Below are 11,659 nucleotides of genomic sequence, written 5' to 3'. Positions count from 1 at the left end.
CCCTTGCACTGTATGGCTCATTCTCACGACCATTCCGGCCACGACCACCATCACCATCATACTCCCACCGAGTTCGGGCGGGCGTTTGGGGTGGGTATTGCCCTCAATATTGCCTTCGTTATAGTTGAAGTAGCGGGCGGGCTATGGGCCAACTCCTCGGCTCTGCTTTCGGATGCGGGCCACAACCTGAGCGACGTGCTAAGTCTGGCCCTGGCCTGGGGCGCCACGCTGTTGGCCCAGCGCCGCTCCTCGGCGCGCTACACCTACGGCTATAAGGGCGTTACCATTCAGGCCGCTTTGCTGAACGCGGCCCTGCTGTACGTGGCGCTAGGCGCTATTCTGTGGGAAACCATCAGCCATTTGCGCCACCCCGAGCCGGTGAACGGCAAGATGGTGATGCTGCTGGCCGGGTTGGGCATCGTTATCAATGGCTTCACGGCCTGGCTGTTCAGCAGCGGGCAGAAGGGCGACGTGAATGTACGCGGCGCCTATCTGCACATGCTCACCGACGCGCTGGTATCGGCGGGCGTGGTGGTCGGGGGCGGCCTGGTGCTCTGGACCGGCTGGCTGTGGCTCGACCCGCTCATCAGCTTCCTCATTCTGGCTTTGATCGGCTACAGCTCGTGGGGGCTGCTGCGCGAAACCCTGCAGCTTAGTTTGCAGGCCGTACCCGCCGGCATCGACCTGGAGCAGGTGCGGACGTTTCTGCTGGCCCGGCCCGGCGTCACGGAAGTCCACGACCTGCACGTGTGGCCCCTCAGCACCCAGGATACCGCCCTTACGGCCCACGTAGTGCGCCCCGGCGGCAGCCCCGATGCCAACCAGTTCCTCCAGAAACTGCAGCACGACTTGGTCCACGAGTTCAACATCGGGCACTGCACCGTGCAGATTGAGCAGGACACGGCCGTAGCCGGCCACCACGGCTGCTGCGACGCGGAACATCTAGAAAAAAGAGTCAGTTGAGCAATGGCCTTGCCGAAAGAATATAAACGCCGAATTGACGACCCACAACTTTTGCTTATTGGTGAGCTGGAGGGCTACGCTCCGATACAAGGCACCGGTACGGTAGCCGGCAACCCGTTTTATTTCCGTTCACGCTGGGATACATGGAGCTTCGCTATTTCCGATGATCCAGAAGTTGATGTGCTGGATATCTGCGTTCCGGAGTCAGCCAAGTACGGCTTCTTCGCCGAGGCTACGGTATCTGGTGGCCCATATGCTGCCAGTTACTTGCCCTTAGACACCGCTGAGCAAATCATCAAAGACTGCTGCCGCCAATACCACGAGTTGCGGAGCCGGTAAATCTTTGTAATCTGCGTGCCTAAGTCCTTTCCTGCTCTTTTCCTTCGCATGGCTCTTACCTCCCGCCCTGGTTCCGCTCCCAAAACGGCTTCCCTCTTCAGCGCCATCGTCATTGTGGCCTCACTGGGCTACTTTGTTGATATCTACGACTTGATTCTATTCAGCATCGTGCGGGTCAAAAGCCTCAACGACCTGGGCATTACCGATCCGGCCGCCGTGACCGACCAGGGCCTGTTTCTGATTAACATGCAGATGGGCGGCATGCTGCTCGGCGGTATTCTGTGGGGCATTCTGGGCGACAAGCGGGGCCGGCTCTCGGTGCTGTTTGGCTCTATCCTGCTGTATTCGTTGGCGAACCTGGCCAATGGTTTCGTGCAAACCATCGACCAGTACGCCTGGCTGCGCCTGATTGCGGGCATTGGGCTGGCCGGGGAGCTGGGCGCGGGCATCACGCTGGTTTCCGAAACGCTGCCCAAGGAAAAGCGCGGCTATGGCACCATGATAGTGGCCACCGTGGGCGTATCGGGGGCCATGCTGGCCTACTGGGTGGGCGAGGCTTTGGGCTGGCGCAACGCGTACTTCGTGGGCGGCGGCCTGGGGCTGGCGCTGCTGGCGTTGCGGGTAGGCGTATACGAGTCGGGGATGTTTGAGCAGGCCAAGCAAACCGAGGCCGTACGCGGCAACTTCCTGAGCTTGTTTACCAAAGGCCCACGGCTGGCCCGCTATGTGAAGTGCCTGCTTATCGGCGTGCCCCTGTGGTTTGTGGTCGGCATCTTGATTACGCTGGCCCCGGAATTTGGCCGCGAATTGGGCATCACCGGGCCGGTTTCGGCGGGCCTGGGCGTGTTCTGGTGCTACTTCGGCCTCGTCTTCGGCGACTTTGCCAGCGGCACGCTCAGCCAGCTGCTGCGCAGCCGCAACCGGGCACTGCAGCTGTTTTTGTTGCTCTGCGGCCTGCTGTGCGCCGTGTATCTGTTTGCCATTCGCGGCGCTTCGCCCACGGCTTTCTACGCAGTTTGCTTCGTGCTGGGCTTCACGGTGGGTTTCTGGGCCTTGTTCGTGACGGTGGCCGCTGAGCAGTTTGGCACCAACCTGCGGGCCACGGTAGCAACTACGGCGCCCAACTTTGCCCGCGGCTCAGTGGTGATGCTGGTGCCTATGTTCACCGGGCTGGCCAAGCTGCCAGTGGGCGGGCAGCCGCTGGGTATTATCGGCAGCGCGGCCATTATTGGCGTGGTGTCGTTGCTCATAGCCTTCTGGGCCGTAAGCACCTTGCCCGAGAGCTACGGCAAAGACCTTGATTATCTGGAAGAATAAACGCAAAACTTATGCCCTGCCGCTACCGGGAGCCGTTACAGACTAAACAGTAACTCCCTTAGCCATGAAAAAGATTTTCGCCATACTTGCCATTGCCGCGCTGGGTACCAGCGCCGCGCAGGCCCAAACCCAAGTAGCTCCTACCGATACGGCCCAGGCCCGCCTGCAGATGCAGCAGCAGCGCACCGCCGATGCCAAAGCCACGCTGGCCAGCCAAAAGGATCAGGCCACGGCCAGCAGCAGCGCCGTAGCCGACACCAAAGCCCAGCTCCGGCAGCAGAAAGCGCAGCTCAAGGAGCAGGAAGTGGCCGCCAAAGAAGCCCGGCGGCAGGAGAAAATAGCTAAACAGGCCCTGCGCGACGAGAAGAAGCGCACCCGGGCGGCCAAACAGGCTACCAAAGCCTAGGCTTTGCTGCTACCTTTCTACGCTGCTCCGCGTATAGAATTTCGCACTCCGGCTCTTGAGCCGGAGTGTTTTTTATGTTCCTTGCCCTCTTCCCTTACTCTCACTTCTTTTCTGCACTATGGCCGACCAACCGACGAAAAACAAACCCATGTACTACCCGTGGCACCACTTTGTGCTGTTTCCGGCCGCCGTGGTGCTGGCCGGCTACGGCATCCGGCGCTACCTGAACGTAGCCGGCAACGACGATGAGATTTCGCGGCTCTGGTTTACCATCATGCTGCTGGCCGTGGTTGGGCTGGGTGTGCTTATCATGCTGCGCCAGCACTACGCCTTGGCCCTGCAGGACCGCCTGATTCGGCTGGAGGTACGCCAGCGCTACTTTGAGCTGACCGGCAAGAGCCTGCGGGCCTGGGAGCCTCAGCTGCAGATGAGCCAAATTCTGGCTTTGCGCTTCGCCGGTGATGCCGAACTGCCGACGCTGGTGGAGGCCGCCGCCCGCGAAAAGCTCAGCTCCAAAGATATTCAGGCCCGGATTCAGGACTTCCAGTTCGACCACCTGCGGGTGTGATTTTCGGCTGGCAGCGGGCGAAATACCCGCGGTTGGATTTTTCCGCCGACTTTTGTGTTAGTCTGTTTCGCCGGGGCTGTAGGCTGCGGCGCCACTAGCGCGACTTCCTGAAAAAGCGCCTTTAAGTACCCCAACAACGCATATGATTCTCTACAACGTCACGACCAGCCTTGATCCGGAAATTGCCGAGGAGTGGCTGGTGTACATGCGCGACACGCACATGCCCGAAGTAATGGCCACCGGCTTTTTCCTGAAAAGCCAGCTGTGCCGCATGCTCAATGAGGAAGACAACGGTGTTACCTACGCCTCGCAATACTACTGCGTGAGCTTGGAGCAGCTCGAAGAATACCAGCAGGTAGCCGCCCCGGCGCTGATCCGGGAAATGGAAAAGCACTTCGGGGGCCGCTACGCCTCGTTCCGCACCATGCTGGAAGTAGTAGACTAAGCTTCGGCTGAAGTTTTCGTATCGTTTTAAAAGGGCCGCTTCCGTCAGGGAGCGGCCCTTTTTTAGTATATTTCTCTGCCCGACCTGCCCTCTCCCACCCCACTATTTGGCCATGAGCATCAACCCGATTGTCTTGTCCATCCCGATCTACTTCGCCCTTATCGGGGTAGAGCTGCTGGTCGAGCGGCTGCAGCACACGGAGCGCTACCGCTTCCACGATGCCATTACCAACATCAGCTGCGGCGTCACGTCGCAGATTACGGGCGTGCTGCTCAAGGTCGGCGTCATTGGCATGTACGAGCTGCTCTACACCCACTTTGCGTTGTTCCGGATTCCGCGCACCTGGGCCTGGGGCATCGTGCTGTTCGTGCTGGCCGACCTCTGCTACTACTTCGCCCACCGCTACTCCCACGAAATCAGCTTCTTCTGGGGCGGCCACGTGGTGCACCACCAGAGCGAGGACTACAACCTGTCGGTGGCCCTGCGCCAAAGCTCGTTGCAGGGCTTCTTCACCTTTCTGTTTTACCTGCCGCTGGCCATTCTGGGCTTCGAAACCGAGTTCTTCGTCTACGTTTCAGCCCTGGTCACGCTCTACCAGTTCTGGATTCACACCGAGTTTATTGGCAAGCTGGGGCCGCTGGAATGGGTGCTGAACACGCCTTCCCACCACCGCGTGCACCACGGCCGCAACCCCAAGTACATCGACAAAAACTACGCGGGCACCTTCATTATCTGGGACCGGATGTTCGGCACGTTTCAGCCGGAAGAGGAAACCCCGGTCTATGGTATCACCACACCCGTGCGCTCCTGGAACCCACTGTGGGTGAACTTCAGCCACTATTTCCAGATGCGGGAGCAGCTGCGCGAAACGCCCGGCCTGGGCAATAAGCTGCGCATAGTAGTCGGCCGGCCCGGCTGGCGCCCCGCCGCGCTGGGTGGCCCCCACCAGATTCCGGAGGTCAGCGCCGGTACCCTGCAGAAATACACGACCAGCGCCCCGCGTACTGTCAACTTCTATGTGCTGCTGCAGTATGTGGTGCTGCTGGGCGTAGCGGCCGTATTCATGTTCACCCAGAAAGACATGGCCCCGATGCTGCGCTACCTCGTAGCGGGCTGGTGCCTGTGGACGGCCGTGGCCTGTGGGGCCCTGTTTGAAGCCAAACGCACGGGCTACCTACTGGAACCCGTGCGTCTGGTAGCCTCGTTGGTCCTGCTGCTGTTTGCCCTGCGCGAGTCGTCGTGGTTTATGCCGGCTGCGGCAGCCGGCTCGGCCTGGCTGCTTCTTTCCCTGCTGTGGGCTTACTCGTTTCGCAGGGTATTTGCTTCCACGGCTTCTACCACCGAGGCGTCGCACGCATACGCCTGAAGCTGCTCGGCCGTGAGGTTGCCGTTGAACCACTCGGGGTCGAGGTTGGCCCCGATGCGCTTGTAGAAGCCAATGGCGGGCTCGTTCCACTCCAGCACCTGCCACTTCAGGCGGTAGGCCCCGGTGCGCCGCGCTTCGGCCACCACGGCGTCAAACAGCTTCTTGCCGATACCCGTGCCGCGGGCGGCTTCCGTCACCACCAGGTCTTCCAGGTAGAGCATGCGGCCTTTCCAGGTCGAGTAGGCCGTGTAGAATAGCGCGATGCCCAGAATTCCCTGCTCGGGGGCTTCCGCCACGAAGAAGCCAAAGATGGGCTCGGGGCCGAAACCGTCGCGGTGCATATCCACCAGCGTGTTGGTCACTTCCTGCGGGGCGCGCTCATACACGGCCAGTTCCACGATGAGCTCGTGCACGCGGGCTAAGTCTTCGGGTCGGCCGCGCCGGATGGTGATGGTTGACATAAAAAGGACAGATTATAAGATCAAAAAAGAACGTCATGCTGAGCTTGCCGAAGCATGACATACGACTTTAAGACAAGACAAAGCAAAAACACCAACGCCCATCTGCGCAGGTAGCGGCAGATGGGCGTTGGCAGAAAAAGCCCGAAGGCGGAAATTACATCTGGGGCTGCATCTTCTTGATGTCCTCGGTAGCGTTGGCCGCGTTGATTTCGCGGGTAGCGGCATTCTGAGGGGCCGTTTTGCCGCCCGTCGTGTCGGGAGCCGCCGGAATGGGGGGCAGGGGCTGAGCGACTACCTCCTCATTGGTTTCGTTATCGGGGTTTTTGCACGAAGAAACGGACAGCGTCAGCAGCGAAGCGCCGGTCAGCAGACCGAGCAGGAACTTTTTGTTCATAGTAAGCCGAAATAAGACAGGCGTTTGGGACTTTGGGGCCGCAAGATACGAAGCGACGCCCGAAACCACCCTACGTGCTAGCGCCCCATCGGGTACGGATTCACGCCCATATTGTGGAAGGCAAACGACCAGATGTCGGCCCACTCCTGAATCTGCAGGGCTGTGCTCTTGCCCGCCCCGTGCCCAGCATTCACATCCACCCGAATTAGCTGGGGGTTGGGGCCAGCATTCATTTCCTGCAGCGTCGCCGCGAATTTGAACGAGTGCGCGGGCACTACCCGGTCGTCGTGGTCGGCGGTGGTAATCATCGTGGCCGGATACGTGGTGCCGGCCCGCAGATTGTGCAGCGGGGAAAACTTGTAGAGGTTCTTGAACTGCTCGAAGTTGTCGGAAGTGCCGTATTCGGGGGCCCAGTTCCAGCCGATGGTGAACTTCTGGTAGCGCAGCATGTCCATCACGCCCACGGCCGGGAAGGCCACGTGGGCCAGCTCGGGCCGCTGCGTCATGATGGCGCCCACCAGCAGGCCGCCGTTGGAGCCGCCGGCAATGGCCAGGTGCTTGGCGTCGGTGTAGCTCTGCACGGTGAGGTACTCGGCGGCGGCAATGAAGTCATCGAATACGTTCTGCTTGTTGGGCGTCATGCCGGCCTGGTGCCAAGCCTCACCATACTCGCCGCCCCCGCGCAGGTTGGGAATCGCCAGAATGCCGCCGTTTTCGAGCCACAGCATACGGGCCACACTAAAGCCAGGCGTCAGGGAGACGTTGAAGCCGCCGTAGGCATATAGGTAGGTCGGGTTCTGGCCGTTGAGTTTCACACCCTTCTTGTACACGATGAACATTGGAATCTTCGTGCCGTCCTTGCTGGCGTAGAACACCTGCGTGGTCACGTAGTCCTGGGGGTTCACCTCCACTTTCGGGGCCCGGAATACGGTGCTTTGCTTCGACTCCAGGTCGTAGCGGTAGATAGTGGTGGGGTAAGCAAACGAGGTGAAGGCGTAGTACACGCTCTTCGCGTCGCGGCGGCCCCCGAAGCCCGAGGCCGTGCCAATGGCGGGCAGCTCGATGTCGTTCTGGAACTCGCCTTTTTCCGAGTACACCTTCACTTGGCTGCTGGCATCCTTGAGGTAGGTCACGATGAGGCGGCCGCCCACGTGGGCCACGTCTTCCAGCTTGTTTTCGCCCTGCTTAATCACCTCTTTCCAGTTGGCTTCCTGGGGCTTTTTGGGGTCAATCAGCACAATGCGGTAGCGCGGGGCCTTGTAGTTGGTGAGCATCAGCAGTTGCCCGCCCACGTTGCCAATCACCGAGTTGTTGTGCTCGTAGCTCGAAATCAGGGGAGTAAACTTGGTGGCCTGCTTCGGGTCGGTCAGGTCGCGCACGGCCAGACGGTTGCCGTCGTTTTTGCCGTCGGTGGTGTAGAGCACCAAGAACCGCTCGTCGTCGGTGGTGCCCACTGTGCGGAAGCCCAGGGGCATGGTTTTGTCCTCGTACACCAGCTTGTCGGCACTCTGGGCGGTGCCCAGCTTGTGGTAGTACACCTTGTGGAACTCGTTTTTGCCCGACAGCTGATTCTGCCCGGCTTTGGGCGCGTCGTAGCGGCTGTAGTAGAAGCCGTCCTTGGCCCAGGCCGCCCCCGATACTTTCACCCACTGCAGCTCGTCTTTGAGCGGCTGCCGGGTTTTGAGGTCCAGCACCTTCATTTTCTGCCAGTCGGAGCCACCGCCCGAGGTGGCGTAGGCCAGGTAGCGGTGGTCGTTGGAGAAGTAGGTGCCGGCCAGGGCGGTGGTGCCATCGGCCGAAAACTTGTTGGGGTCGAGCAGCACGTCGGGCTGGCCTTCCTGCCCGTTCTGCTGCACGTAGAGTACGCCCTGGTTTTGCAGGCCGTCATTTTTGGAGTAGTACAGCTTATCCCCCTCAATCTGGGGCACACCAAACCGCTCGTAGTTCCAGATTTTGGTGAGCCGGTTCTTGATCTGGTCGCGGAAGGGAATTTTCTCCAGATAGCCGAAGGAAACCTTGTTCTGCGCCGTGACCCACTCTTTGGTTTCGGGCGAGTCGAGGTCTTCGAGCCAGCGGTACGGGTCCGTGACGGGCGTGCCGAAGTAGTCGTCGGTATGGTTGGTTTTGCGGGTTTTAGGGTATTCCACGGCGAGTCGGGGCAAGTCGGCCACGGCCGCCGCACCGCGACGGCTCGGGCCATTAGGTTCAGTGGTAGGTAGTTCGGTCAGGGGCCGGCGCGCGGCCACGTCGTTGGCGGGTTGAGACGACTTACAAGCCGCCAGGGCCGTCAGCGCCAGTAGCGGGTAGGATAGGTTGCGCATACGATACGGAGCGTAGAAAGGAGGATGGGGCCGAATATAAACCCATAACCCGCAACCCGCGCGAATTGCGACTTTTTGTTTGGGGCAGGCGCCGTTCCAAATGCCACTGCCTAAGTTTCCTGTCTGCGGTAAGTCAAACTAAGAACAACGGCATGCTTCGCCTAGCTCAGCATGCCGTTCATATTTTCAGAACGACATAATATATCGTTACCGCACAGTGGTGCTGGTAATGCGCCCGATCTTGGGAATCACCTGAATCAGGAAGCGTTTGTTTTGGCCTTCTTTGGCGCCCCGGTAGCGGCCAGTGCCGAAGAAGCCGCTGCCCCCGATAATCAGCTCCACGCCGCTGTCCTGGCTGAAGTCAAGGCCGTTCTGCTTCCAGAAGTTGAGCAGGTTCAGGGCCCGGCGGTAGCTGAGCTGGTAGGTAAGCTGCTCCTCGGCGCGGTTGCGGGCGTCGTTGCCGCTGTAGCGGGCGGCCATGCCTTCCACAATGACGAGGTAGCGCACCGGCTGCTCGGTTTTGATTGTTTTGAGCACCGAGCGCAGCGTGCGGCCCGCCTGCAGCAGAGCCGGCTTATACGCATCCTGGATTTCGTCGCGCCCCGATTTAAACTGCACCGGCACCAGCAGCTCGTGCCGCTCCAGGGCCGGGTCGTACTTGAAATACTTGCCTTCGAGGCGCTTCAGGGAGTTGCGGATCTTGGTAATCTGCTCCAGCTCCTCGGCCTTGGCTTTCAACTCGCCGTTGGCCGCTTTCAGGTCGTGCTCCCGATCCTTGAACAGCTTAAAGCTGTACACGAACAACACCAGCATTACCACGAAGAGCGACGTCATCAGGTCCACGTAGCTGGGCCAGAAGAAGTCGTTGGAAGAGCGGTTTTGCGGATCGTTCATGGGTAATTAAATGGATTGACGGTCTACTTCAGCACTAAGAATCATTCCCCAGGCCATTAGTATGGGCCAGCCTACAATCAGCAAAAAGGCAATCAGGCGCAGTAAGAAGCTTTGCCAGCTTCCACTTTTTGGCTTGAGCAGCAGAAAGAAGAAGCTCACGGCACTATGACGGAATACAGCAGCATAACGCCGACGTAGAACAAGATCAAAACGTTTGGCATTTGCTGGTATATATACCTTTCTACACCGGCTTCACGCCGCCAAACAGGCTGTCCATAAACCGCTGAAACCGGTTTTTAGACGTGGCTTTCACCAGCACCGTGTTCAGGTTCGACAACTCGGAAAGCAGCTTGGCCTGAATCTGGGAGTCCAGCTCGATTTTGCGCAGCAGCTCGCGCTGGGTGGCGGTTACGTCGCGGTTCAGGGCTTCCTGCTGGCCGTTGAGGTTCTTGAAGGGCTCCAGGTACTGCCGGATTCGGTCGAAGACGTTGTCTTCGTTGAGCTTCTGGAAGTGCTGCTGCCACTTTTCGTAGGCCTGCTGGGCGTCGCGCTCGTGGAAGCTCAGGCGCTGTTGCATCAAATCGGTGAGGCGGCCGGTGGCTTCGTCGAAGTACTGCTCGGTGCGGGAAGCCAGGTTGCCCATTTCCTTCTGGTGACGCTGGAAAAAGTCGAGCTGGGCCTGCACCAGGTTGTCGTGCTGCCCGATGTACTGGCCCACGTTGTTGATGCCCCGCTCGAAGCCCACGAGGCGGTCCAGGATGCTGCTCACGGCCTGGGCGGTGGCGGTACCGTCCTCCAGCATCTGGTTGAGCCGCTCCTGGTAGCCCACGAATTGCCCGAACATCTCGGCCGACTGGCTTACCTTCTCAAACACGGCCACGTTGGCGCTGGCCATCTTGTCGAACCCGATTTCGTTGAGCCGCATCAGGAAGTCGCGCTGCACCTTCACGTTCTCCGTGAGTGTGCCGATAACGGGCTCGAACACGGTGACTTTGCTGACGAAATCCTGATTGAACGCATCGAGCACGGCCTTCAGATTCGACAGGCTGCCGGCCATATCCGAGTGCAGAATGGGCAGCAGGCGGGCTTGCAGGAAGGTGTAGTAGCTGTTTTGGCCCTGGTCGAGCTTTTGGTGGGCGTTGCGCACCAGGCCGTTGCCAAGCAGCGTGAGCAGCAGGCCCACGAAGGAGCCGGTCATGGCAATGAGCACGCCGGTGAGAAAGGGCGTCAGGGCCTCGTCGTCGGAAACCCCGTTGCGGGCAATGCCCACCAGGCCCAGGATTACGCCCAGAAACGTGCCGAGCAAGCCCAGATACAGCGGCGTGGCCACATTGGCCTGCACCGCGTTTTCCATTACCTGACTCTGACGCTCCGAAATATCCTTGAGGATACTGAAATCGGCCGCGCCCTTGTTGAAGCGCAGGTAGCCGTTGGTATCCACCATGATTTCCCGAAAGCCCTCCGACACGGCATCGGCCTTGATAATCTCGACTGGAAAGGAGCCCTCGGGGGCATTGGCTGCGTAGTCGGGCAGGTCTTCGCCATTGGGCGCCACGAGGCGGCGCTCCACGCGCAGGGCGTTTTTATCCGGATACAGCTGGCTGAGCTGTTGGGCCTGCTTACGGGTCAGCAGAAACGTACGAATCTGCAGGCCCACGACAATGGCCACCACAACGACTTCGAGGATGATTTCGAGCATGAAACTTACAACGGGAACGAAGCACAAAGGTCAGCGCAAAACCGCTGACCTGGGAGTGAAGATGCAAAAAAGGCGTCGTTCGGGATTGGCCGAAGGAAACGAAATGGGTTGGCAAGCCTGGAATCTTACTTCTCTGCCGCTTTAACCGGATTTTTGAGCTGCTCCAGCGCAAAACCCGGGTTGGTTTTAACCACGCTAAACAGGCGGTTGGCGCACCGAACATATTTTGTCTGCTCATTGAGCTGGACGGTATTATGGGCCCAAGCGCCGGCACGAGACAGCAACGCACCTTTACGGTAAGTAATAAACAGCGTGTCGCCGGCTTTTTCCTGCCGGATAATACGGGTTTGAATGGCCGAGTTGTAGGAGGATACTTTAGGCTGGCTGTTTTCCTGCACAATCATCAGAGCAGCATCTTCCTGGGTGGGGCCGACCTTGGCAGTCAGGCAGCCGGCCAACGGCAAGCTCAGCAGCACCCAATATCTC

General features: G+C 59.6%; 13 protein-coding genes. 7 read left to right on the top strand and 6 right to left on the bottom strand.

From position 1 onward, the window contains the following. The first annotated feature begins 12 nt into the window (after positions 1-12). The 7 genes from LGH70_RS14070 to LGH70_RS14040 all read left to right on the top strand — a co-directional run bounded on the left by LGH70_RS14070 (position 13) and on the right by LGH70_RS14040 (position 5,404). Entirely contained in the window at positions 13-963 is a 951-nt protein-coding gene (locus LGH70_RS14070; RefSeq protein WP_226186768.1) for a cation diffusion facilitator family transporter, read from the top strand. A gap of 3 nt (positions 964-966) precedes the next feature. Further along, the gene (locus tag LGH70_RS14065; RefSeq protein ID WP_226186765.1) at positions 967-1,302 is read left to right on the top strand and encodes a hypothetical protein; all 336 of its coding nucleotides are present in this window, start codon (positions 967-969) and stop codon (positions 1,300-1,302) included. Between the two features lie 48 nt (positions 1,303-1,350). Then, complete coding sequence (locus LGH70_RS14060) at positions 1,351-2,619, top strand: MFS transporter (RefSeq protein ID WP_226186762.1); 1,269 nt, start codon at positions 1,351-1,353, stop codon at positions 2,617-2,619. A gap of 64 nt (positions 2,620-2,683) precedes the next feature. Further along, positions 2,684-3,025, top strand: coding sequence for a hypothetical protein (locus LGH70_RS14055; RefSeq protein WP_226186760.1), 342 nt, complete (start codon positions 2,684-2,686; stop codon positions 3,023-3,025). A 118-nt stretch (positions 3,026-3,143) separates the two neighbouring features. Beyond that, positions 3,144-3,593 carry a DUF6526 family protein gene (locus LGH70_RS14050; protein WP_226186758.1) on the top strand — a complete coding sequence of 150 codons (450 nt, stop codon included), beginning with the start codon at positions 3,144-3,146 and terminating at the stop codon, positions 3,591-3,593. Positions 3,594-3,735: 142 nt separating this feature from the next. Further along, positions 3,736-4,038, top strand: coding sequence for a DUF4286 family protein (locus LGH70_RS14045; RefSeq protein ID WP_100338541.1), 303 nt, complete (start codon positions 3,736-3,738; stop codon positions 4,036-4,038). Positions 4,039-4,150: 112 nt separating this feature from the next. Next, positions 4,151-5,404 (top strand): sterol desaturase family protein, encoded by a 1,254-nt coding sequence (locus tag LGH70_RS14040; RefSeq protein WP_226186756.1) that lies wholly within the window; start codon positions 4,151-4,153, stop codon positions 5,402-5,404. On the opposite strand, the gene LGH70_RS14035 is transcribed toward LGH70_RS14040, so the two are convergent. From LGH70_RS14035 to LGH70_RS14010, 6 genes are all read right to left on the bottom strand, one after another. Beyond that, the gene (locus LGH70_RS14035; protein WP_226186753.1) at positions 5,338-5,865 is read right to left on the bottom strand and encodes a GNAT family N-acetyltransferase; all 528 of its coding nucleotides are present in this window, start codon (positions 5,863-5,865) and stop codon (positions 5,338-5,340) included. The two genes, LGH70_RS14040 and LGH70_RS14035, sit on opposite strands and share 67 nt — an antisense overlap. Before the next feature lie 154 nt (positions 5,866-6,019). Further along, positions 6,020-6,259, bottom strand: a complete 240-nt coding sequence (locus tag LGH70_RS14030) for a hypothetical protein (RefSeq protein WP_226186750.1) — start codon at positions 6,257-6,259, stop codon at positions 6,020-6,022. Between the two features lie 77 nt (positions 6,260-6,336). Beyond that, positions 6,337-8,580 carry a prolyl oligopeptidase family serine peptidase gene (locus tag LGH70_RS14025; RefSeq protein WP_226186745.1) on the bottom strand — a complete coding sequence of 748 codons (2,244 nt, stop codon included), beginning with the start codon at positions 8,578-8,580 and terminating at the stop codon, positions 6,337-6,339. Between the two features lie 207 nt (positions 8,581-8,787). Beyond that, on the bottom strand, positions 8,788-9,474 hold the full coding sequence (locus LGH70_RS14020) for an OmpA family protein (RefSeq protein ID WP_226186742.1): 687 nt from the start codon (positions 9,472-9,474) through the stop codon (positions 8,788-8,790). A 241-nt stretch (positions 9,475-9,715) separates the two neighbouring features. Then, positions 9,716-11,173, bottom strand: a complete 1,458-nt coding sequence (locus LGH70_RS14015; protein WP_226186739.1) for a hypothetical protein — start codon at positions 11,171-11,173, stop codon at positions 9,716-9,718. A 125-nt stretch (positions 11,174-11,298) separates the two neighbouring features. Continuing rightward, positions 11,299-11,631 (bottom strand): hypothetical protein, encoded by a 333-nt coding sequence (locus LGH70_RS14010; RefSeq protein WP_226186737.1) that lies wholly within the window; start codon positions 11,629-11,631, stop codon positions 11,299-11,301. Positions 11,632-11,659: the final 28 nt, after the last annotated feature.

The organism is Hymenobacter nitidus, assembly GCF_020447315.1.
Taxonomy (GTDB): Bacteria; Bacteroidota; Bacteroidia; order Cytophagales; family Hymenobacteraceae; genus Hymenobacter; species Hymenobacter nitidus.
This window is presented reverse-complemented; position numbering and strand designations above follow the sequence as displayed.

Bases quoted from the DNA above. Each gene is read 5' to 3' on its own strand.
- LGH70_RS14070 (WP_226186768.1), top strand. From the start codon at position 13: ATGGCTCATTCTCACGACCATTCCGGCCACGACCACCATCACCATCAT.
- LGH70_RS14065 (WP_226186765.1), top strand. From the start codon at position 967: ATGGCCTTGCCGAAAGAATATAAACGCCGAATTGACGACCCACAACTT.
- LGH70_RS14060 (WP_226186762.1), top strand. From the start codon at position 1,351: ATGGCTCTTACCTCCCGCCCTGGTTCCGCTCCCAAAACGGCTTCCCTC.
- LGH70_RS14055 (WP_226186760.1), top strand. From the start codon at position 2,684: ATGAAAAAGATTTTCGCCATACTTGCCATTGCCGCGCTGGGTACCAGC.
- LGH70_RS14050 (WP_226186758.1), top strand. From the start codon at position 3,144: ATGGCCGACCAACCGACGAAAAACAAACCCATGTACTACCCGTGGCAC.
- LGH70_RS14045 (WP_100338541.1), top strand. From the start codon at position 3,736: ATGATTCTCTACAACGTCACGACCAGCCTTGATCCGGAAATTGCCGAG.
- LGH70_RS14040 (WP_226186756.1), top strand. From the start codon at position 4,151: ATGAGCATCAACCCGATTGTCTTGTCCATCCCGATCTACTTCGCCCTT.
- LGH70_RS14035 (WP_226186753.1), bottom strand. From the start codon at position 5,865: ATGTCAACCATCACCATCCGGCGCGGCCGACCCGAAGACTTAGCCCGC.
- LGH70_RS14030 (WP_226186750.1), bottom strand. From the start codon at position 6,259: ATGAACAAAAAGTTCCTGCTCGGTCTGCTGACCGGCGCTTCGCTGCTG.
- LGH70_RS14025 (WP_226186745.1), bottom strand. From the start codon at position 8,580: ATGCGCAACCTATCCTACCCGCTACTGGCGCTGACGGCCCTGGCGGCT.
- LGH70_RS14020 (WP_226186742.1), bottom strand. From the start codon at position 9,474: ATGAACGATCCGCAAAACCGCTCTTCCAACGACTTCTTCTGGCCCAGC.
- LGH70_RS14015 (WP_226186739.1), bottom strand. From the start codon at position 11,173: ATGCTCGAAATCATCCTCGAAGTCGTTGTGGTGGCCATTGTCGTGGGC.